The following is a 23115-nucleotide window of genomic DNA, read 5'->3' as shown; positions in this document are numbered from 1 at the left end:
CATAAATTTACAATAAAATATCTTTATTCGAAATTATTATATAAACTTTACAACCATTCTTTAATTGTTTTTTCTGTTTCACCAAGGATTCTGCATTGCTCCATCAATTTCCTGTTGCAGTCCCTGTTGATATTGATCGTAACTACCTTTAACTCCAGATTAGGCTCTCCCTGCTGGTTTTCATAAGATTCTGACAGGCAGTTCGTCCATCTGTCCGGCATTTTCCGCTTTCCGTTATAGAATACAATAAAATTCGGTGCCGGTAATTTCAGCAATATGGATGAATACAGGGACTTCCTATCCACTAATTGTAAACGTTATAAGGTTACCATATGCTTCTTGTCCAGGCGGGCATATACCCACTCCCTGAAAAGAGTATAGATCACGGACACTGTCGGGATAAAGATCAGCATACCCACAAGTCCCATCAGGCTGCCGCCCAGGGTAACAGCCACCAGCACCCATATGGACGGAAGTCCCACAGAGCCTCCCACCACATGAGGATAGATCAGATTTCCCTCAATCTGCTGAAGGATCAGGAAGAGTCCCAGGAACAGCACCGCCTGCATGGGGCTTACCATAAGGATCAGGAAAAAGGAAATCCAGCATCCGATAATTCCTCCAAACAATGGGATCAGGGCTGTGAAACCGATCAGCACTCCCACCAGCATGGCATAAGGGAACCTGAAAATGGACATAGAAACAAAAAACATGCTTCCCAGGATCACAGCCTCAATACACTGTCCTGTAATAAAGCTGGAGAAAATCCGGTTGGACAGATTCCATACATGTGCCAAGTAGCGCACCGGCTTTTCAGGCAAAAGAGCATACAGGGCCTTTTTCACCTGACAAAGGAGCTTTTCCTTGGAAAGAAGTACATAGCAGGCAAACACAAAGCCAATGGATATATTCATAGCTGTGCTCAGCAGTCCCATGGTAATGGATACTGTGGAGGAAACAAAATTATCGACGCCGTTTTTCAGTACTCCAAGCATAGAATTAATAATCTTTCCCGGCTCAATGTCCAGAGACTGGGTCCACTTTATGATCTCCGGATTATTTTCAAATGTAGTATCGATCCACTTCTGGATCACCGGTATATTTTCCTCTATCTTTTTGGCAACACTCACCAGAGTTGCACCCAGCTCCGGCACTACCACCAGCATAACAATGATAAGCACACAGACCAGGAGACAAATGGAAAGCACCAGACTTACCGGTCTGGCAAGCTTCATGGCTGCTTTTTTCTGCTGCTTTACAGCCTTGCCAAAGAGATGCTTTTCAATAAATTTCATAGGCACATTCAGAATAAAGGCGATTCCGCATCCCAGAATAAACGGAATGAGAAAGCCCAGAAGTACCTTAGCTGTGCCGATCACAATATCCAGATGCTGGACACCCAGATACAAAAGTATGGCAAAGGCAATGAGATAACGTATTTTTTTCATGTTTTCCTTGTCTAACTGCATTTTATGTTTTTCCCTCTCTATTACGCAATGATATGTTTTTCTTTCTTATGATTCATACCCTCTCTGAGTTCTCATACAGCCTCCCATAACTTCCTTATAAAAAAAGTACAGGAGCTTCTGTCTTTTAGAAAACTCCTGCTTAAAATGAATAATGAAAATAAAAGCATGACTTTTCCGAAAGAACAGATCTTGAATCTGTATAGAAAATAAATGATTGGATTTGAAGAAATAAGAAAATATGCTTTTGCTTATATTAACACGGTTTGTCAGGCGTTACAAGGAATTTTTTTCGAAAACATTGGTCAATCGGATATTCGGTTACTGTTCACACAGGGACTTATTCTGTGTTATTATTTCAACATAATTGCAAAAAGTGTCTTGCATTTAACTTAACCAAATCAAGTAGGTCCCCTGCGGGGGTTGCGAAAAGCAATAGCAGTGGGTGGGAACCATTCACAAATTGCTTCCTTGTGAGACAGTTTTGTAATTCTTAAAAATTAGTAAGGTGAATCTATGCATAATAAAAATAAAGGTTTTACCCTGGTAGAGCTGATTGTGGCGATTTCGGTTCTGGCAGTTCTCATCGGAATCCTGGCACCGGCTTATACGAAATATGTGGAACGAAGCCGTGAGTCTGTAGATCTGACAAATGTTCGTGCAGCATATGATGAAATAGTGGCCGAAGTCACTCTGGAGGGAATAAGTACCACTACAATAAAGAAATCTGTACCACTGAAACAGAAAATCGAAGACTGACAGTCCTCCAGTACTGTCTCCATCGCAGGATATTCCAATCAGAACACAGCAAACTGGATAGGCATTCCCAAAGCGGGCGGAACCTGTGGAATCTACTTTGATGAGAATGGAAATGTTGTGTTTAACTGGGATTGGAAGAAGTATCCCTTTAAGACAGGGGATAATCCAAGAGACCCTCTTAAAAATTCCGGATTGCTTGAAGGGGACTTAAAAACCGTTAATTACTTTGAAATTGATTCCAACGCAAAAAAGTCTAAAACCGAAGATTCAGATTTGGTTAAGAAAATAAAAGAAAATATTGATTCTGACAGCCTGTTAAGAAAAGGAACCTGGGCTTATTATAAAAATTCTGATACCAAAGATAGCTATTATCTCTTTTGGACTTCTGTAGACACCAATGGTGTTGGAGCAGGTAAAGAAATCCCTGTTATTATCAGTACAGCAGACAACAAATATTATATTTCTAAAACAAATACAGTTGAGCGTCAAGTAAACCCCAATCGAGAAACCCCTAAATATGTAGCGATTGCAGATCGTGAAACAGGACACAATGGATATAAACACTATATTACTGATGCTCCAAAATACGACTCTTTAGAAGCTGCCTACGATGCATACGAAAAGGTAATTGCCGATAATTTTCCAACCTACCAAGACACACTCCCCAAATAGCAACTCAACTACAAAAGCCACAGACCGGTTTTGACACCAGTCTGTGACTTTTTTGTTCTCTGCCTATCTTCTGTCTGCACCGCTTTCCGTATAGTAGCGTTCCTTACTCTGATACATTCTTGCATCTGCAGCTTTTGAAATTTCATATGCACTATCCCAGTTTCTCTCTGTACTGAAAACCCATCCGTATGACACAGTCATTGAATCAACAAACTTTCCATGCCAGTTTGCCACATTGGAGTCAAAGCTATGTATCAGCTCTTCCACCTGGCTTGGATTCTCTGTAATGATCACTGCAAATTCATCTCCACCGATTCTGTATACCTTTCCATACTCATGAAAGCTGTTTCTCATACAATCTGCAGCTGCACATATAAGTTCATCTCCTGCCATATGCCCATAAGTATCATTTGCCCCTTTTAATCCGTTCAGATCTGCAGAAATGTATACCCATTCCTCACTAAGATTAAGCTTTTTCATATCATTTTCATATGCGTGCCTGTTTAAACATCTGGTAAGCTCATCCGTATTTGAGGTGTATATCAGTTTTTCTTTTTCCAGTCTTTCTTTCATCACTTTGGAAAACATATAGGTTATACAGCAGGATGCCAGTACCAAATATGCGCCTACTATAAAAATAGCAATCATGCCGCCCTGCTGATAAAATGAATCCTCTACAGTTACAAAAACAATATAGTTATCATTCTGGCGCATCATGCATCTGCAGTGCTTTCCATCCATTCTGATCTGTGTTACAGTCGCACCGTCATCACTGTCATGATTCGCTGATATCCCCACATCTTCCAGTTTTTTCTCTAATTTGCTACTGTCCGTGGCTCCTTCTATTATCTGTCTATCCCCATCTGCAACTATAATTTCTATGCCTTTATATACCGGCATTCCGGCAACTACATTGGAAATGTTATTCTGCTTTATTTCATTGAGAAGTCTCTTTGGCTCAATTCCCACCTGGATCATCTTGGTTCCGTCTTCATTCCAGGTGATGGCATACATCATTTTCTTTCCCTCTGCAGTATTTGGAATAACATCCTGGCACATGGTCAGCGATTTATTCTTACCTGCTGCCAATTCTAAAATAATATCAACCAATTCTTCCTGAATATAAATTAGCTCATATCCATTCAGCATCAAAAATACAAGCATTACATGCGCACCTAATCTCTTGTTTCCGTCAATCATTGCATGATTTTTCACTAATCAAAAGCATAATTGTGCCGCCTTAGCCTGAATACTTGGATAAAGTTCTTCTCCTCCAAATGACTGAAAAGGATTCAGCAATGCAGAATCCAGCATTCCTTCATCTCTAATTCCATCACTTCCACCAGTCACAGATATTAGCTGTCTATGCATCATTAGTACTTGTTCTTTGCTGAGAATTATCATTTAGCCAGCTCCTTATATGCTTCCATATTCTGTTTTATTAATCGTTCCGAAATTGTTGCCACATCTTCTACATCTGCTATTTTCTGTGCTTCTGCTTTACTAAAATCAATTACAAGATATCTGGGAACATTGTTCTTTAGGATTACTGCTGTTCCATGTTTATCAACAACTCTTGTGACCTTTGAAAAATTCTGGTTAGCTTCTGTAATTGATACCATTGTATTTGTATCTATTGTCATAATCTACACCTCTTTCTAAACATTATATGATTTTATCTAAAGCTTCTATCTATAGAAGACTCTTATTCTATCTAGAATACAACCTATTTTATTAAAATTTTCCGTCTGTCCTGTTGACGATCTGTTTCATTATACTGTTCAAAACGGCCCTCAATTTCTACCAGCATATTGGCATATTCTCTCAATTCATCACGAAGCTGTTCTTTATCCCGACACCTACTGCTACTGCTGTTATATATTCACAGATCCAGAACGCATTCCACACAGCACCTGCCCCGGCAAAATAGCACAGCAGATAAGCTACCGGAATAATCATGAAAATATATCTTAACAGTGAAATCACCAGGGACTGAGTACCTTTGCCCAGTCCTTCTAATGCACCTGAAGCTGTAACAGAGATGGCAGATGGGATGAATCCAATACTGATAACCTGCAATGCAGCAGTGCCAAGTCTTATAGTTTCCGGGTTCTCAGTAAACATTCCCATCAATGTCTCTGATGCTGTAAAGCAGATAATCGTTCCTGCCAGCATGATCATACCATTCAGCAGCACAGAAATCCCCAAAAGCTTCTTTACCCTCTTTATTTCTCCCGCTCCGTAATTATATCCTATCAGCGGACGCATTCCCTGAACAATGCCGCTTGCAGGCAGATATAAAAAAGTCTGAAGCTTATAATAGATTCCCAGAACCACTACATAGCTTCCGGAGAAAACAGCCAATATCTGATTCAGGAAAGAAATTTTATTTCCTGCTGTCAAGGCTTTTATCCATTTTACTGTAAAAAGCCACAGGCTGGGTGGGTTCCAGTCTGTGACCCCAATGTGCAAACCGTGCTATTTTCCAGCAATATAAATATGTATTATTATACCACTTACTCATCATACAGTACAATAATAATATTTGTTACTGTTCACTCTGTTCACAGCAACACGCTTCGTGATGCACAGACTTTATGCTAATCGCATAAAGTCGCGCGGTATGTCTCGGGTTTTCTGTGACCTTCGTTCGCAAAAAACACCTCGCGGGATATTACCAGTGAACAGTAACTAATATTTTTTCTTTATTTCATACCCCCTCTGGTTTTGTTGACAATCCACATATGAAAGGGTACACTTTCATTATCAGAAATAAAGGAATGGAGGACGTAGCGATGAAGATACTTCTGATCAACGGAAGCCCAAAAGGCAAAAGAAGTAATTCATTAAAACTTGCATACAGCTTTATTAAGGGATTAGAAAACGGATGTACGAGTAATAAAGAAGAGTTATCTGTTGATGAACTGCATATAGCTTCAATGAATATAGGTGCGTGTAAGGGATGCTTTGCATGCTGGCAGAAAACACCCGGGAGATGCTGTATAAATGATGATATGCAAACAGTCATTAAAAAACTGATTCGTGCTGATCTAATTTTATGGTCTTTTCCACTGTACTATTTTAATGTTCCCGGTATGTTAAAGAATTTGATCGATCGTCAGCTTCCTATGAGTCTTCCTTTTATGAGTTCAAGGCAGGACGGATACGGAAGCGGCAGTCATGATGCCAGATATGATACGGAAGGCAAGAGACACGTATTAATCTCTACCTGTGGTTTTTATTCTGCCGACGAAAATTATGACAGTGTATTGCGGATGTTTGACCATTTCCTTGGCAGAGGAAATTATACGACCATTTTTTGCGGTCAGGGAGAATTGTTTCGTGTAAAGGAATTGTCAGTGAGAACAAATGAATATCTTGCTGCAGTAAAATGTGCAGGCACTGAATATGCAATGACAGGAGCAATATCGAAAGAAACAGATGCTGTGCTCCATACACTTTTATATCCCAGGGATGTATTTGAAAAAATGGCAGATGCCAGCTGGGGTATTAACAAAACGACCGGCGAGAAAGAACCTGAGGATCTTGTATTTACCCGGCAAATGGCCGCCCTTTACAATAAAGACGCCTATGACGGAAAAGAACGCGTACTTGAGATACATTTTACCGATTTGGATCATACGTATCAGATTCGACTTAACCAGACCGGAAGCCAGATTTTTACAGATGGAAGCCTTTCTCCAACTACTCGCATCGATACACCTTTTTCTGTATGGTCAGCTATTTCTCGTGGAGAAATTGGTGGCGCAGAAGCATTGGGAAAACAGATGTATACGGTATCCGGCGATTTCTCCTTAATGATCAATTGGGATAAATTCTTTGGAAACACATCTGCGGTTAAAAATCCTGAGAAAAAATCCCCAAACATGATTGAGAAGAAAAATCCTTCTATGATGACAATGCTTATACCATGGATTGCCTTTTGGACTGCTGTTTCTATCACTCCTAAAGTGGGGGCTTTGATAGCTCTTATCGTAGTGGCAGCCATACCGTTTATTATGAGAAATCATGAATTTGAGATCTGGGATCAACTCTCTATGATAGCCGTTGCTGTACTTTCCGCAGCAGCAAATGTAACCGGGAATGGAGATATTCCTACAAATATAGGATATCTTGTGTTTGGATTGTTCTGGCTGCTTTCATGCCTGACAAAAGAACCTTTATGCGCTGCTTATGTAAAATACAATTATGGTGGTGAAAGTGCACATCAAAACCCTCTCTTCATGAAGACAAATTATATTCTTGCAGCGGCATGGGGATTGTTATATGTACTGACAGCAGTCTGGACCTTTCTGCTTAGAGGAGCCGGGTTTGGAAATCTGCTTATCATTGTAAACAATTTAATTCCAATCTTGATGGGATTTTTTACAATATGGTTTGAAAAATGGTATCCCGCAAAGATAGCAAGAGGCAAGAGAAAAGAAGAAAACTCTGCCTTATAAACATGATTCCGGTTGACCTCATATAGCATAAGTTCTATTACGGTCATCTATAGCCATGATTCGGCTTGACTTTATATAACATAATCGCTGTTGCAGTCAACCAGAAAGATGATTCAGTTTGACTATATATAATGAAAGTACAATCTAACAGAAAGTCACAGGCTGGGTAGGCTCCAGTCTGTGACTCAGTTAGATTTTTATACTTTCTTTAGAAAACTTTTAAAACAAATTTCGTTTCTTTATTTTCCCGACAGAGGGTGCGACCCCGCCTGGTATCCTATAAGCCGGCTTTACACAGCTTTGCGTAAACGCCATCTTTATCCATCAGTTCCTGATGTGTTCCCTCTTCTGTAATTCCATCCTCTGTAAGGACAAGGATTCTTCTGGCATTGCGAATTGTAGAAAGTCTGTGAGCAATTACAAAAGTAGTTCTGTCCTTTGCAAGACGCTCCAGCGATTCCTGAACCACCTTCTCACTCTCATTATCCAGCGCAGATGTTGCCTCATCAAAAATCAGAATAGGCGGATTCTTCAGAAAAGCTCTGGCAATGGAAAGACGCTGTTTCTGTCCTCCAGAGAGCTTCACTCCACGCTGCCCAATATCTGTACCATAATTATCCGGCATTTCCATAATAAAATCATGAGCATTTGCCAGCTTAGCCGCCCTGATAACATCCTCGTCTGTAGCATCCGGACGTCCATAGCGAATATTTTCCATAATATTTCCGGCAAACAGATACACATCCTGCTGCACGATTCCTATGTGATCACGCAGATCCTTCAGTTTGATCTTACGGATATCTTTTCCATCCAGATAGATTGCTCCTGATGACACATCATAAAATCTGGGGATCAGACTGCAAAGAGTAGTCTTTCCGGCGCCTGAGGTACCTACAAGAGCAACATAGTCACCAGACTTTACTTCCAGATTCACATTAGAAAGCACCTTCTCATTATGGTCTTCATAATGGAATGATACATTCTCAAAACGAATATCTCCATCCACATGTTCCAGAGGAACAGCATCCGGTGCATCTTCAATATCCGGTGCAATGGACATCATTTCCAGGAAACGGTCATAACCGCTGTAACCATTCTGGAACTGTTCAGTAAAATTCACCAGCTTCGTAACGGGCTCAGTAAAATTATTGATATATAAAAGAAATGTCACAAGGTCTGTAGCGCTTAAATTTCCAGATGCCAGGAACACAGCACCGGAAACAAGTGCTGTTACCGTGATCAATGTAGTAAAGGCATCCATTCCTGCATGATAGCCTGCCATATAGCGGTAAGTCACACGCTTAGAATCCACGAAACGCTCATTTCCTTTACGGAACTTCTCAATCTCACGCTTCTCATTTCCAAAGGATTTTACCACCCTGATTCCGGAAAGGCTATCCTCGATCTGACTATTGATCTCACCCATGCGCACACGATTCTCTTTAAATGCACTTTTCATTTTCTTATTGTAGATCAGCGCGTAGATCAACATGATGATCACAACAGCAAAACACAGCAACGCCATCTGCGGCTTTACATTCAAGAGAATGATCAGCGCTCCGAACAGCTTGATCACGGAGATCAGAATATCCTCCGGTCCATGATGAAGAAGCTCTGTAATATCAAAAAGGTCACTTGTAATACGGGAAAGCAACTGTCCCACCTTCTGGTTATCGTAGAATGCAAAAGAAAGCTTCTGATAATGGCTGAAGATCTCATTTCGCATATCGTGCTCAATATAAGCACCCATCATGTGACCATAATAGGTGATAAAATAGCGGCTTCCCAGCTGCACCAGGATCAGCAGCAGCATTCCCACACCTATTTTCAGAATGATAGTCTTAGCTTCCACCGCTGATAACTCGCTTACCGAATTCATAATATAGCGGACCATCAATGGAATAACAAGGGTAACTGCCGCCCCTAGAAATGCAAAAAACAAATCTGCAAAAAATAATCCCCTATATGGTTTGTAATAGCCAGCAAGCATCTTCAGCTTGCCAGGCTGTTTTTTCTCTTGTTTCATGTGATTCTCCTCCGCTTTTACTGCTATATTTTTATTAGCCAGCAGCAAAAATTTTCATACAGAATTTATTATAAACCGACTGGGAGTGTTTTGTCAAAATGCTTCTGCAAATATTTTCTCCAGAATGGATTGTATTATAAAGACGAGCCCTACATACCTTAGGAATCCAAATGATCCTGCTCGATTCATAGGGAAAGTCGCAGCAACTGAAGATGGAGAAGCTGCAAAGATTCACAATTATCTGGACACAGAAAAGATCGAACAGGAAGCCTTATATGATGACAAGACCGGCTTTTCTTCAAGACGATATACGCATAAAAGCCCATTTCCTTATCTGTTTCCTTGCATTAGTGATATATCGTTACCCCTTGAAAGAGACCTGGAAAATGCCCTCAGCTGCTTACACACGAGACAAGCTAACCGATGCATTGCACACTGTTTACGGCTTTGAAACGGATTATAAATTTATCACCAAAAGGCAAATGAAAAACATTCAGAAAAAAAGTAAAGGCCGGAAATAAAATACTATATTCCAAAGCTTCTATTTTTTCTTTTTCAGCAGAATCTGCTCTTTGACGTTCTCTTTCTGTATTTTTGCGTTCCTTTTCTGTATTCTTGCGTTCAGCTTCCTGACCTTTTTCATACATGATCGTATCTCTCTCAAATCCCTTCATATAACTCAACGACACCTCCCCGTCCCGCTTCACGATATCCACCATCTTCTGGATATCTTTCAGTGTATCATTTACTGCGTTTGTCTGGGTTGTGTTCTCCATATAGCTTAAAAACTGCCGGAGTTCTTCGGATATGTCATCACCCTTAGTATACAATACGGTTGTCTGTGCACCATCATCGTATGGCATTTCCGGTTCTTCCACACACATATTTCGTATTGTATATTTCACTCTGTCGTAACCAAAAGGATCGTAATTACAGATAAAGATCACGTATACTCTCTTTAACTTTCCAAAATCCTCTCCTGATTTCAGACTGCGGCTGTCTATGATGGCATGATAAAAGCGGATCCTCTGTGGAAATCCGTATTCAATCCCCCATAGGATTTCTGTGCGATCACTTTCAGATTTCGAAACTCCTTGTTAAACAGAAGTTTCAGGATCTTTCGTGTAAACTTCTCTCCCATTTCAGGATATGTCATCATGGCATTGAAGAGAAAATCATCCAGCAGGTTCTACTCTTCCAGTTTTTTTCTTTCATTCTGCATCTGCATGCTCCTTTCCTTATGATGGAGGAAACAGCATCGTTTCTACAGAATTTATGTGTGCCGTTGCCGACAGGGGGTGCGACCCCGCCAGGTCCCCCATACCGGGTTTTACTATTCCAATTTGTTCTAAAACATGTTATACTAAAAAAGCTGTCGAACCTCCAGCAGAAAGGAGGTGGACTCCATGGAAGAAATTCTCACCACATTTCTTGTCTCTGTTATAGCAGGCGTAGTTAGCTACTACATATGCAAATGGCTGGACAGCAGACGATAGACAGCAACAGTCTAAACGGAATAGCTCACCGCAACGAGCAAGAAAGCCCTCAGAGCTGGCACTCTGAGGGCTTTTGCTTTGCTTCACGGAATCTCACCACATTCCTTAGCTACTGTTAGTATATGCGCAATGTGCCAAAAAGTCAACCCAAAAATAATGGGTGTATTATAACCAGAAAAAACGTTCCAGTCTGTGACTCAGTTAGATTTTTATACTTTCTTTAGAAAACTTTTAAAACAAATTTCGTTTCTTTATTTTCCCGACAGGGGGTGCGACCCCGGGAGTTTGACAGTTGAATTATAGAAAAAATGCTTGCAGGTCGCATAAAACCTGCTTTTTTTATGTCAAATTTATCGTTTTATTCTATTGCATTTTATTGTAATGTATGATAAAATAAGGTATGGAGGATTTTTTTATGCGAGTTACGACATCCAAATCAAAAAATTCAGAATCCTTTTATATTTCGAAAGGATACATCAACAACAAAGGGGTTAGTACTTCTGTGATTGTTCGTAAACTTGGAACACTCAAAGATTTACTTCCTGAGCACGGGCCGACTCGTGATGATGTTATGAAATGGGCTAGAGAAGAAGCCAGATTGGAAACAATAAAATACAAAAAAGAGCAACAAACTAAATCTGTTCAAATAACTTTTCATGCTGACCAAAAGCTTGATTATAATCAGCAGGTCTTTTATCGGGGAGGATATCTTTTTCCGCAGGCTTTTTACTATCGTCTTCATCTTGATAAGACTTGTCGAAAGCTTCGGGACAAACATAAATTCAAATTTGATATCAATGCCATTCTTTCTGACCTGATCTATGCCAGGATTTTGGAACCGGTAAGCAAACGTTCTTCATTTAAAGTAGCTTCTGAATTTTTGGAAAAACCTTCCTATCAGCTGCATGACATATATCGGGCTCTTGATGTATTAGGAAACGAATGTGATTTTATTCAAGCCGAGGTATACAAAAACAGCCATCTCCTTGGAAAGAGAAATGATAAGATACTCTATTATGATTGTACAAACTATTTTTTTGAGATCGAGCAGGAAGATGGTGACAAAAAATACGGTAAATGTAAAGAACACCGTCCAAATCCAATCATACAGATGGGAATGTTTATGGATGGAGACGGCATCCCTCTTGCATTCTCACTTTTTCCAGGAAATGCAAATGAACAGACTTCATTAAAACCTCTGGAAGAAAAAGTGCTTCAGGATTTTGGCTGCACGAAATTTATCTACTGCAGCGATGCAGGGCTTGGTTCAGAAGCCATTAAAAGAATTAATCATTCAGGAGAACGGGCATTTATCGTTACTCAGTCTATTAAAAAGTTAAATAAAGAGGATAAAAAATGGGCACTGGATAAGACAGGCTTCAAGCGTGTCTCGGATGATTCACCGGTTGATCTTTCAAAGATTCCAGAAGACGATACTGGGTTATATTATAAGGATGAGCCTTATACTCCGCATTCCCTGCACCAACGTCTTATCATCACATACTCTCCTAAATATGCCAAATATCAGAAAGCAATACGTGATGCTCAGGTGGAGCGTGCTGAAAAAATGCTCAAATCCGGGAAAATAAAAAAAGAACGAAGAAATCCAAACGATCCAGCCAGATTTATCGGAAAGACCGCTGTTACTGAAGATGGGGAGATTGCAAAGATTGAAAACTATCTGGACACAGATAAGATTGAAAACGAAGCACTTTATGATGGATTGTATGCAGTAACAACAGATCTGCTGGACGATGATGTAAAAGATATCTTGAAAGTAAGTGAGGGACGATGGGAAATCGAAGAATGTTTCCGCATCATGAAAACCGATTTTGAAACCAGACCAGTATATCTTCAAGATGAAATACGCATCAAAGCGCATTTTTTGATCTGTTTTCTTTCATTAATCATCTATCGTTATCTGGAAAAGAGTTTAGGAAACATTTATACTTGTGAAACAATTTTGGACAAACTCAAAACCATGAATTTTGCTGATGTACAGGAACAGGGATTCATTCCTCTGTATACACGGGATAAATTAACCGATACTTTGCATTCGGTGTGCGGTTTTGAAACAGACTTTCAGTTTATTACGAAAAGTCAGATGAAAACGATTCAGAAAAAAAGTAAGGGCAGGGAATAAATTACCATATTTCAAAACGAGAGCAAAACACCTCGCAACCAGCATAAACACTGGGTTTGCGAGGTATTTTAATCTACTTAAGTGTCAAAGATGAGAGTATATGCGCAATGTGCCAAAAAGTCAACCCAAAAATAATGGGTGTATTATAACCAGAAAAAACGTTCCAGTCTGTGACTCAGTTAGATTTTTATACTTTCTTTAGAAAACTTTTAAAACAAATTTCGTTTCTTTATTTTCCCGACAGGGGGTGCGACCCCAACCGGTCCTGTCCACCAGACGTTCCTCATGATGAAGGAATGCTTCTGCGACTACCCCTGCATCCAGGAAAGTAAGAGAACGAGAGTCCCAGTTCCAATCCAATATATCTCTTTATATTAATCTAGCTCAAAAAGCTGACGCTGTTTTAATGAAACTGATGTCACTGATGAATTTTCTTTTAATTCACCATAAAGAGCTGCCTTACTTGTAACTTTAACATAAAGATTACAGTTATTCTTATAATTTCCACCTGATTCCCACAGATACTGTTCAATATCTGATATACTGATCTTATACGCATCATTATCTCTGTCTTTCAGATGGAATAATCCGTCTGAAGTATCCAGAGTAACTACATCCGCATTCTTATTATACGGAATCATTTTTCCAATTACGGAATTAATAGGTACGCTGCCCTCTATACTGTTGCCACCGATATAAAATTCAACAGTCATGTCCTCTTTATCCTGATCCTCCTGACTGAGACTGGAACTGATCATATTATAATCCTTTATACTAATATAAAAATCCATATCTTTCTCCAGAGTATTGGCATCCGTTTGAGTCCAGCTTGTCTGATCCGTCGCATAATACCGGGTTTTTTCCACCTGCGCAGCAGGATTCAGGGTTTTTACGAAATCTACATAAGGACTAACCGCGGTGATGTTTGCAGCAGCTACAATTGCATTAACAAAAAGATCTACTTCATCTTTTCCGGTAACCTTTCTGTGTCCAACACCTGTATAGATAACATTACCACGACTATAAAAATAATAGTTATTTCTTACATCATTAGGCGAATTCTGATAATAATTTCCACTCAGGCAATACCAGACTACAATATCGTTCTTTCCATCACTGACTCCATTAATATCAAGATCTTTTTCCAGTGCCAGCTGATAATACTGTCCATGAGTGTTCGCAACGGTATATGTCTGACTGACCCCATCTTTTAATTTATAAGGATATTCTGTAATAATTCCATCATTTACTTTTGTGATACTATTTACTTCATTCCCGGCTTTCATTTTGGTAATTTCTTTATTGGTATATCCCTGCGTCTGCATATAACTCTGAGAACGATTAGAATTCGTAACATAAGCTACATCACCAACCATCTGTTCCATATAATCAAAATCCACATCTGATGCATTTGCAGACAACATATTTCCGGCTTTCAGAAGGCTTGAGATATTGGTATTTCCCCCTTTAATTGAATATGCCTCATCATTTGTAATTCCATAACGGTCAAGTCCTGCTATACTACGAAACAGAGAATTAAGAGAATATCCCCAGTCCTTTCGGTTAATAGAGTTCTTCCATAACCAGCTGTCTTTAATTTGTTTTCCATCTTCTGTTATCGGCTCATTATTAAATTCCTTATAATTCCAATTGATATTCGATGTAGTATCATGAGTGAAAATAACACTCTTGCCATTCTGTATAAATCTTTTTATATTATCTACCGCACCGTCTGTATTATCTATATTTTCATATACATCTCCAAATCCCAGAATCAGCATATCCTTTCCATCTAGCAGAGATTGTTTTTTATCTATGGTACCATTTTTTAACTGCTTCTGATTATCTACATACTCTGTAACTGTTTTTGTTTGAATATTCAACGTAAAATCTTTCACAGCAGACATTTCTTTATAAAACCAGCTGCTATGATTCTTCCAGTCATTCTCCAAATTCCAGGTAGCAAGCGTTTTCTCACCTCCGGATGGTACAGATGGTATAATCTGTAAGACGTTAACTATCTGTTTTCCATCTTGCTTGTTACGCTTGGAATATCCGGTTACTGAAGTTCTAACGCTGGAATTGGAATTACTTACCAGCTGTAATTTCCAGTTAATAGCTTTGAAATTTTTCCGAATTTAGCAATGCCCTGTTTCTGATACGGCTAAGCTGCCCGCATACCGATCACTGATATTTTCAGGTATGCTAAATGCTGTATCTAATATATATCAAATACAGCAGAAAACCGGAATCATATTATAGACATTACTATTCTCTTATCTTCAGATTTTTATGCTACTGTTCACTTCGTTCTCAGTAACATTTTCTATTGATTCAAACTTAACATATCTTGTATAGTTTGTCAATTTTTGTTTCCCTATTTGCACATATTTTTCATATTTTTCAGACATATCCCGCAGATTATCAGGCAAAAAGCTCAAGTTTAGCTTTAACGTTTCAGTTCTAATGCTGATGGTTTATTCCGGAAATATATAGAAAACGCAAAAAGGCAAAAGCCCTGGGCAGTAAGTTCTGTCAGGCGCTTTTGCCTTTCTTATGCTATTTAATTTCCGAGCAGTTATTCGGTGTAGAGCCACGTAGTGAAAGCGGATGATTTTATCCGATTGACTTATTTCGCCTTAAATACTGCAACATCCTCTGTAGACAGATCAATCTTATCGGAAATGATAGAAGTTGTCTGCTTAGAAGAATCCGGTGCTGTCAATCCTGTTGCGGAAGAGTTTGCAGAACCGCTGTTCTTCATTGCATCCTGCAGGGTATTGCTTACAGTTACATTTGAACTGAAGATATCTGTGCCGGAACTGATTGCTGTGCTGCTGCTCTGCATCTCCTGTACCTGCTCAGAAGTCGGATAGAAGGATGGCTGACGGATATATCTGAAGCTTGCACTATATGCCTCACCTACCGTTACACCATTCTTTCCGGAAGAACAATGTACTGCGATCCAGTCACCTGCGTCTGTCTTACCGCAGAGAATACCTACATGGTTATCGCTTCCTGCTTCTGGTCCTTTCTGGAATACGAGATCTCCAGGCTGTGCATCAGCTTCGCTTACTACGTTTGCTTTCTCCCACTGGTCTGAAGTTCCGTCTCCTACGGCTTCCTGCATAGCTTTGTCCTGATATCCGTTGATTACTGCCCAGGTAACAAAACCGCTGCAGTCCAGACCATATGCACGAATTGTACCGGTACTCTTGCTTCCTTCAGCGGATACTGTCTCAGATGTTCCCCAGCTTGGATCTTCTCCGATTACTGTGGATTTACCACCCCAGAAATATCCAACCTTACCAACCAGTGAATAAGCTGCGGAGATAACATTTACTCTCTCCTCAGAAACATCATCACCAACGCTCTCACGGATGAAGCCATTTGCCGCTGTTACAACCGCGCACAGAAGCTTGCAGTCTGTTTCTACATATTTCTTAAGAATTGTACGGTCTTTCTTGGCAATTTTATTCTTCTTGATATAGTAGTTGATCTTACGGTTACCGTATGTAACGTGAGTAATATTCTGCTTGTCTCTTACGATCGGATTCATCTCTGCGAAAATCTTCGCCAGATCTTCCTTACAAGAGGAATCAAGTGTAAATTCTGTCTTGCCGTCTTTGCTCTGCTGGTATACATATACTGCAAGGATATCCTGCCAGTTTCTTACCAGAAGACTGTCTGCGGATGTGGTGGTCTTGCTGCCGTCAGTGTCGCTGGCATCTGAAACTTTATTCTTCTCTTTATATTCTTTCTCGATTTCGTCCATAACAGTGGCAAAATCATCTGAGAAAGTCAGATTGTAATTGCTCTTTAAGCTGTCCAGATAGAAATCCTTACCGGCATGGATATTAGATGCATAGTATACCGGAGTTCCAGTCTGCGCTGTGCTGGTGGTATTATCTGAAAATGAATTGTTTGTGTTGCTGTTTGTGTTATTCTTCTGCTGTTCTTCTAACTGGGCAATCTTAGCCTCTGCCTGAACCAGAAGATTATAATTGGAAACCTGTGCTTTCTCTTTATCAGAAAGGGCATTGTAAGCTGTACGGATACTCTGAACAATAGATTTCTTCTCCAGAGTTACTTCCTGCTCATTCAGTTCAGTAATTCTTTTGATCACATCCTGTGCTGCCGCTGTAATCTGATCTGCCGGTGTCGGTGTAGGATTTACCGGTGTAGGCGTCGGATCCACCGGTGTCGGTGTAGGATCTACCGGTGACGGAGTCGGGTCTACAGGAGATGGTGTCGGATCTATCGGATCTGGTGTAGGATCTACAGGATCCGGAGTTGGGTCTGCCGGTGCTGGTGTCGGGTCTGCCGGTGTCGGTGTAGGAACTTCAGGTTCTGAACCAAAGTCGCTGGAGTCGCTGAAATCTGAACTGCCGTCTTCTGATGTATATGCAGGTACTTCCTCCGCTGCAAGTATGGACGCAGGACCGGATAATACCATACCTGACATCAATGTCAGACATAAGAACTTGGTAAGATACTTGTTTTTCATATATCTAAATTGCTCCCTTCTTACTCTAAGCATGTCCTTATCCCCCTGTCAGTAAGGGCATACTGTTTATTCTTTCCTATCACTCAACAGCATTAATTATGCTGTTTGTAAGTTTATTTATATTTTTTACTAAAACATTAACCTGTTTTATTCTAGCATAATCATTTTGCGAAATCAACCGCTGTGGCCGGTCAATTTCCTCATTTAACCAAAATTCATTTTTTCGTCACATTTTAACCAAATCAGGTAAGTACAGCAAACTTTATTTGCTGTACTTACCTGCATCAGAAAGAGCAACGCTCTTTCTGATAAACTGCGGAGCAGTTATTTGGTTATGAGCAAGTAGCGAAGCGGATTGCGAATTCATCTTCTCTCAAATAAACTGCGGAGCAGTTATTTGGTTATGAGCAAGTAGCGAAGCGGATTGCGAATTCATCTTCTCTCAAATAAACCGCGGAGCGGTTATTTGGTATAGAGCCATACAGCGAAGCGGATTGCGAATATTGGTCGCGCACAAAGAGACTGTGTGTAAAAAAGCTGTGCAGAAATTTCTCCCGCACAGCCTCTCCTTATTTTATCAGCATGTATTTTTTCGCTTCAGGCTGCCTGTGCAGTCTTTGCAAAACTCTGTCCGATGCAGATCTGTACCAGCCCCTGGATTACCTGAAAACACATGTTCAGAATGAAGCGAATATCTTCTTCCACGCAACGAAGTTTATTAAGATATCTCTCATGATTTGCCTCAATATAATCGACCAGTGTGGAAAAATCTGCAAAACGTATCGCAGGTTCCAGATATTTATGCGCTTCTCCCTGCTGTATACAGGCTTTCAGTCTGTTCTTGAGCACTTTCTCATAATGGTTATGCTGAGCAAATGTGCCCGTATATGTCTTATTATGAGGAAAAGTAAAATAATCCGCCATATAGTGGATCACTTCGCCGAACCGACGCCAGTAAACTCTCTGGTTGCTCTCATCCAGTCTGACATCTGCCAGTTCTCTCATTCTTCTCTTGACATCCTCAAATGTTCCGTAGAACTCATGTCTCTTAGTAATGAAAGACGGCTTGATATCCGGCAGAATGCTGCCCAGGCAGAAAGCCTTTCTGTGAGACTGCAGGCTTGCTGTGGTCTGCATCTGATCCGCAAGATACCTTGCTAATAAAATATGTGATTTTTTACGCAATTTTCTTCCTCTTTCTTTCTTGTGAGAAACTATTGTCCGAATCTGCAGCAGCTGTTTCAATTTACTGTTTCATAAGATATCCGGATAAGTGCTGGTCATCTGGATATCCGAATATAAAAATGTATGTTTTGAAGCATTTTGTTACCGATTGAGTGAACAATAACTAAACTATAACCAACATAGTATACTATAACAGGTTTATACATAATATTCAAATAAAAATTTTGTAAAATCTGATCCAGCCGATTATTGCGTTACCGCTTATTGCTTATTCTGATAATTGTCTTAATAATTCCAGATCGCTGTCTTTCACCTTGAGATTTGTCTCGATTTTCTCTCCTTCAGGAGTGATAAATGCAATCTCAATAATGCTTCCCTCTCTGATTCCCTTGCGTGAAACCGCCTGACAGAATGCAGGGAATTTCGGATGGTTTCTTTTGAAGGTGTTCCACGCACCTGTAAACTTCATCATATTTCCGATATTCATTGTATCTGGTATATCCTTTCTATTCTTAGATTACCCCGTTTTTTACTTTTCGAGATCTGCCAGATATCATAACATACTTCATGAAGTTTGGCTACATTATCATATAATTAAGTGTCCTGTACAACCGGTAAAAATTTTCGTTCAGTTCTTTTACGTTTAGCATTTTGCCTTATATGTTGTCTGTTGAATTTTGCAATCAACTACATTATAAAAAGCCTCCCAGATTAACTCCAGGAGGCTTTCAGTGTCACCACTGTATCAGCATTATAATATTTTTCTTCTTTCGTGTACTCTTCTTTAAGCAATGGCATTTCTAATCACCTCCCCGTGTGTTCTATTTACGTGTGTCAAATATCCATACTTCCGAAATCAATTACAAAATCATCATAGATTCCCACTTTGACAGAATCCTGTAAGGTGTATTGTTCCATCTCACCTAATTCAAAATTATACACGACAATCAGGTTCTTCGATGGATCAACAATCCAATATTCACGCACTCCTGTATTCCTGTATTTGAATAATTTTGTATAATAATCCATCTGTTTACTTGCAGGTGACACAATCTCAATAATCCAGTCAGGCGCACCCTTACATCCTCTATCATCAAGCTTATCCGGATCACAGATAACAGAAATATCTGGTTCTACATAGGTATTACTTCTTTCATCCAGATATACAGCAAACGGCGCTGCATATACCTCACACTTTCCTTTATGTGAACGAATATATTCACGAATGATACTGGAAAGATCCATTGATATTTTCTGATGTTTTCGGCTTGGCGGTGCCATCATATACATATGACCGTCAATCAGTTCTGCTCTTTCTCCATCTGATAAAGCATATATATCATCTATAGTATATGTTTCTTCCTTCAATAATGGCATATTATCACCTCCAAGTGAGTTTGGTTATTGTACATTATAATATAGATTATGTCTGTTCAGCAACCTGTTTTTTGATACCTTTAGATCTCACTGAAATCCGGTGTTCCATACAGGTCAAATGGAGTTGACTGATAAACATAATAATTCAGCCAGTTTGTATAGAGGTTGTTTGCATGAGCTCTCCACATAAGAAGTGGTCTGTTCTCCGGGTTATTGTCTTTGTAGTAGTTCTCAGGTATCTCTATCGGAAGGTTTTTGCTGACATCTCGCTTGTATTCTCCGTCAAGTGTCACGCGGTCATATTCCGGATGTCCCATTACGAAAATCTTGCGGCCACCGTCTGCCATTGCGAGGAAAAGTCCTGCTTCTTCTGATTCTGCAAGTACTGTCAGTTCTTTACAGTTATGGATATCTTCGATTGGCACTTCGGTGTGTCTGGAATGTGGTGCAAGGAACATATCGTCAAAGCCTCGTACCAGCGGGATCTTACGATTCAGCACTTTATGCCAGAAAAGGCCGAACATTTTTTTATCCAGTTTACGTTTCTTCAGGCCATAGTGATGATAAAGTCCAGCCTGGGCAGCCCAGCACAGATAAATCGTAGATGTCACATGATCATTCGTCCAATCCATAATCTCTACCAGTTCGTTCCAGTAGTCCACTTCTTCAAACTCCATCTGCTCTACCGGCGCGCCTGTGATGATCATTCCATCATACTTATTATCCTTTAACTCCGGAAATGTCTGATAAAATTTATTCAGGTGACTCATGGAAGTATTCTTGGATTCATGGCTCTGTACCGCCATAAATGTTACATCCACCTGAAGCGGTGTATTGGAAAGAGAACGAAGAAGCTGAAGCTCTGTCTCCTCTTTCAGAGGCATCAGATTCAGAATAAGGATCTGAATCGGGCGGATATCCTGATGGGACGCACGGGATTCATCCATTACGAAAATATTTTCTTTTTCCAGAATTTCTTTTACGGGCAGATCACCCTGTATTTTAATTGGCATTTTTCTTTTCTCCTGTTGTCTTATTTTTTATTTACACTCACTGCTGTGCCATCTTAAGGAAGTCTTCCTCCGAAAGAATCGGAATTCCCAACTCCTTAGCTTTCTTATTCTTGGAAGAATTAGAAGCCGTATCATTATTGATCAGGTAATTCGTCTTAGATGTCACAGAGCCTGTAACCTTGCCTCCCAGTGATTCAATAAATTCCTTCGCCTGCGCTCTGTTTGCAAAATGTTCTACGCTTCCGGTGATAACGAAATTCATGTTCCAGAAAATCTGCTCGCCGGTCTTTTCTTCTTTCTTGATGATCAGGTAGCTCATCAGATGATCCAGTTTCTTATTATTCTCTTCTTTTGCAAAATAATCTGTCAGGCTCCTGGCAATCACCGGCCCAATAGTGTCAATGGAGCTGACCTCTTCTTCATCCGCATGGCGGATTTTCTCCAGGTCATCATCAAAATGGCGGCAGATTACTTTTGCATTTGCAAGTCCGATATTTGCAATTCCCAGACTGTAGATTACTTTTGCCAGAGTCGTCTCTTTTGCCTTATCCAGGCTGGCAATCAGGTTCTCAAAGGATTTCTCCCCGAATCCATCCATCTCTACGATCTCATCTCTGTGTTTCGCAATCTCAAAAATATCTCCGAAATCATGGATAAATCCTCTGGCAATAAATTTCTCCAGTGTCGCTTCAGACAATCCATCTATATTCATGGCATCTCTGCTTGCAAAAAGGGCAAAGGATTTAATCTTCTTGGCTGCGCAATCCGGGTTTGTGCAATAAAGTGCTTCTACATCATTCACCTTCTGAATCTCTGTGGCATGTCCACAGGCCGGACAGGTTTCCGGTATCTCCAATTTACTGCTGCGGGTAAGATTCTCTGCAATCTGTGGAATGATCATATTCGCCTTGTACACCGTGATTATATCTCCGATACCGAGTTCCAGTTCTTTTACAATGCTGACATTATGCACACTGGCACGGCTGACAGTTGTCCCCTCCAGTTCAACCGGTTCAAAAACCGCCACCGGATTGATCAGACCGGTTCTTGACGGGCTCCACTCAATTTCCAAAAGGTGCGTTTCTTTGATCTCATCTGCCCATTTAAAAGCAAATGCATTTCTCGGAAACTTCGCGGTTCTTCCCAGGGAATCTCCGTATGCAATGTCATCATAAAGTGCCACCAGGCCGTCTGACGGGAAATCATTCTCTGTAATCGCTGTCGAAAAATATTCCATCGCTTCATCCAATGTAGCACCAGTCACTACCCGGTATTCAACCACATCAAATCCCTGTTCTTTCAGCCACTCAAACTGTCTTGCTCTTGAGTTCCGGAAATCTACGTTCTCTGTGCTTACAAGCGCGAACGCATAGAAGCGTACATTTCTGTGAGCTGTGATCTCATTGTTGAGCTGACGTACGGATCCGCTGCATAAGTTTCTGGGGTTTTTATATTTGGCATCCACATCCTCTATCGACTCATTGATCCGTTCAAAGTCGGAATATGTGATGATTGCTTCCCCACGAAGTACAAGTCTTCCCTGATAAGGAATCTTGAGCGGAACATTCTTAAATACTCTGGCATTATTTGTGACAACCTCACCTACTACACCATTTCCACGAGTGACTGCTTTTGCAAGTTCACCATTTTCATAAGTAAGAACGATCGTCAGTCCGTCCAGTTTCCATGACAGAAGCGTTTTGTGTTCTCCCATGAAGTCCCGCAGGACCTCTCTGTCTTTCGTCTTATCCAGAGACAACATCGGTGACTCATGCTCTTCTTTCGGAAGCTGGTCAACGGCTTCGTACCCTACGCTGATGGTTGGACTGTTTGCCAGAATGGTTCCGGTTTCCTTTTCCAGCGCCTGTAGCTCGTCGTACATCTGATCGTACTCTCTGTTGCTTATGAGTTCTATATCCTGCTGGTAATACGCCTTTGCTGCTGTGTCCAGTTTCTGCACCAGCTCTTTCATTCGCGTGATTGCTGCTGTTTCCATTGTGTCCTCCTG

General features: G+C 40.3%; 19 protein-coding genes and 2 pseudogenes. 5 read left to right on the top strand and 16 right to left on the bottom strand.

The features are described 5' to 3' along the window. Positions 1-47: 47 nt before the first annotated feature. Together ACTNC0_RS11585 and ACTNC0_RS11580 are read right to left on the bottom strand one after the other, a co-directional pair. Positions 48-221: a hypothetical protein gene (locus tag ACTNC0_RS11585; protein WP_441087494.1), complete on the bottom strand. Its 174-nt coding sequence runs from the start codon at positions 219-221 to the stop codon at positions 48-50. 96 nt (positions 222-317) lie between these two features. Next, entirely contained in the window at positions 318-1469 is a 1152-nt protein-coding gene (locus tag ACTNC0_RS11580; RefSeq protein WP_441087493.1) for an AI-2E family transporter, read from the bottom strand. A 513-nt stretch (positions 1470-1982) separates the two neighbouring features. Here ACTNC0_RS11580 and ACTNC0_RS11575 point away from each other — a divergent pair. Both ACTNC0_RS11575 and ACTNC0_RS11570 read left to right on the top strand, forming a co-directional pair. Next, positions 1983-2225, top strand: coding sequence for a type II secretion system protein (locus ACTNC0_RS11575; RefSeq protein ID WP_441087491.1), 243 nt, complete (start codon positions 1983-1985; stop codon positions 2223-2225). A 117-nt stretch (positions 2226-2342) separates the two neighbouring features. Beyond that, positions 2343-2897 carry a hypothetical protein gene (locus ACTNC0_RS11570; RefSeq protein WP_441087490.1) on the top strand — a complete coding sequence of 185 codons (555 nt, stop codon included), beginning with the start codon at positions 2343-2345 and terminating at the stop codon, positions 2895-2897. 63 nt (positions 2898-2960) lie between these two features. Here the strand turns inward: ACTNC0_RS11570 and ACTNC0_RS11565 are convergent, their stop codons facing one another. The 4 genes and pseudogenes from ACTNC0_RS11565 to ACTNC0_RS11550 form a co-directional block, all read right to left on the bottom strand. Next, positions 2961-4097, bottom strand: a complete 1137-nt coding sequence (locus ACTNC0_RS11565) for a diguanylate cyclase domain-containing protein (RefSeq protein WP_441087489.1) — start codon at positions 4095-4097, stop codon at positions 2961-2963. Positions 4098-4115: 18 nt separating this feature from the next. Then, the gene (locus tag ACTNC0_RS11560) at positions 4116-4301 is read right to left on the bottom strand and encodes a type II toxin-antitoxin system death-on-curing family toxin (RefSeq protein WP_441087488.1); all 186 of its coding nucleotides are present in this window, start codon (positions 4299-4301) and stop codon (positions 4116-4118) included. Then, a complete protein-coding gene (locus ACTNC0_RS11555) occupies positions 4298-4540 on the bottom strand; it encodes a type II toxin-antitoxin system Phd/YefM family antitoxin (protein ID WP_441035549.1) in 243 nt (80 codons plus the stop codon). Before ACTNC0_RS11555 ends, ACTNC0_RS11560 begins: the two co-directional genes overlap by 4 nt. Positions 4541-4721: 181 nt before the next feature. Continuing rightward, a pseudogene (locus tag ACTNC0_RS11550) lies at positions 4722-5282 on the bottom strand (MATE family efflux transporter); the annotation flags it as partial. A gap of 410 nt (positions 5283-5692) precedes the next feature. Between ACTNC0_RS11550 and ACTNC0_RS11545 the strand changes: the two are divergent. After that, positions 5693-7360 (top strand): flavodoxin family protein, encoded by a 1668-nt coding sequence (locus ACTNC0_RS11545; RefSeq protein WP_441087487.1) that lies wholly within the window; start codon positions 5693-5695, stop codon positions 7358-7360. A 277-nt stretch (positions 7361-7637) separates the two neighbouring features. On the opposite strand, the gene ACTNC0_RS11540 is transcribed toward ACTNC0_RS11545, so the two are convergent. Then, the gene (locus ACTNC0_RS11540; RefSeq protein ID WP_441087486.1) at positions 7638-9386 is read right to left on the bottom strand and encodes an ABC transporter ATP-binding protein; all 1749 of its coding nucleotides are present in this window, start codon (positions 9384-9386) and stop codon (positions 7638-7640) included. Positions 9387-9546: 160 nt separating this feature from the next. Between ACTNC0_RS11540 and ACTNC0_RS11535 the strand changes: the two are divergent. Further along, positions 9547-9907, top strand: a pseudogene (locus ACTNC0_RS11535) (IS1634 family transposase); the annotation flags it as partial. Here ACTNC0_RS11535 and ACTNC0_RS11530 read toward each other — a convergent pair. Then, positions 9803-10333, bottom strand: coding sequence for a hypothetical protein (locus ACTNC0_RS11530; protein WP_441087485.1), 531 nt, complete (start codon positions 10331-10333; stop codon positions 9803-9805). The pseudogene ACTNC0_RS11535 and the gene ACTNC0_RS11530 overlap by 105 nt on opposite strands. A 53-nt stretch (positions 10334-10386) precedes the next feature. Further along, positions 10387-10527 carry a hypothetical protein gene (locus tag ACTNC0_RS11525; RefSeq protein WP_441087484.1) on the bottom strand — a complete coding sequence of 47 codons (141 nt, stop codon included), beginning with the start codon at positions 10525-10527 and terminating at the stop codon, positions 10387-10389. Between the two features lie 770 nt (positions 10528-11297). Between ACTNC0_RS11525 and ACTNC0_RS11520 the strand changes: the two genes are divergently transcribed. Beyond that, positions 11298-13025: an IS1634 family transposase gene (locus ACTNC0_RS11520; RefSeq protein ID WP_441087483.1), complete on the top strand. Its 1728-nt coding sequence runs from the start codon at positions 11298-11300 to the stop codon at positions 13023-13025. 374 nt (positions 13026-13399) lie between these two features. Here ACTNC0_RS11520 and ACTNC0_RS11515 read toward each other — a convergent pair whose 3' ends face one another. The 7 genes from ACTNC0_RS11515 to ligA all read right to left on the bottom strand — a co-directional run bounded on the left by ACTNC0_RS11515 (position 13400) and on the right by ligA (position 23103). Next, entirely contained in the window at positions 13400-15142 is a 1743-nt protein-coding gene (locus tag ACTNC0_RS11515) for a DUF5057 domain-containing protein (RefSeq protein ID WP_441087547.1), read from the bottom strand. Positions 15143-15654: 512 nt separating this feature from the next. Continuing rightward, entirely contained in the window at positions 15655-17532 is a 1878-nt protein-coding gene (locus ACTNC0_RS11510) for a C40 family peptidase (protein WP_441087482.1), read from the bottom strand. A 597-nt stretch (positions 17533-18129) separates the two neighbouring features. Further along, positions 18130-18717, bottom strand: coding sequence for a zinc dependent phospholipase C family protein (locus ACTNC0_RS11505; RefSeq protein WP_118136080.1), 588 nt, complete (start codon positions 18715-18717; stop codon positions 18130-18132). 268 nt (positions 18718-18985) lie between these two features. Beyond that, positions 18986-19204 carry a hypothetical protein gene (locus ACTNC0_RS11500; RefSeq protein WP_441087481.1) on the bottom strand — a complete coding sequence of 73 codons (219 nt, stop codon included), beginning with the start codon at positions 19202-19204 and terminating at the stop codon, positions 18986-18988. 347 nt (positions 19205-19551) lie between these two features. Continuing rightward, on the bottom strand, positions 19552-20094 hold the full coding sequence (locus ACTNC0_RS11495) for a Uma2 family endonuclease (RefSeq protein WP_441087480.1): 543 nt from the start codon (positions 20092-20094) through the stop codon (positions 19552-19554). Between the two features lie 80 nt (positions 20095-20174). Then, positions 20175-21107 (bottom strand): homoserine O-acetyltransferase MetA, encoded by a 933-nt coding sequence (gene metA / locus ACTNC0_RS11490; protein ID WP_441087479.1) that lies wholly within the window; start codon positions 21105-21107, stop codon positions 20175-20177. A 37-nt stretch (positions 21108-21144) separates the two neighbouring features. Beyond that, on the bottom strand, positions 21145-23103 hold the full coding sequence (gene ligA, locus ACTNC0_RS11485; RefSeq protein ID WP_441087478.1) for an NAD-dependent DNA ligase LigA: 1959 nt from the start codon (positions 23101-23103) through the stop codon (positions 21145-21147). Between the last annotated feature and the right edge of the window lie 12 nt (positions 23104-23115).

It is taken from the genome of Blautia sp. HCP3S3_B11 (assembly GCF_052064435.1).
Lineage (GTDB): Bacteria > Bacillota > Clostridia > Lachnospirales > Lachnospiraceae > Blautia_A.
This window is presented reverse-complemented; position numbering and strand designations above follow the sequence as displayed.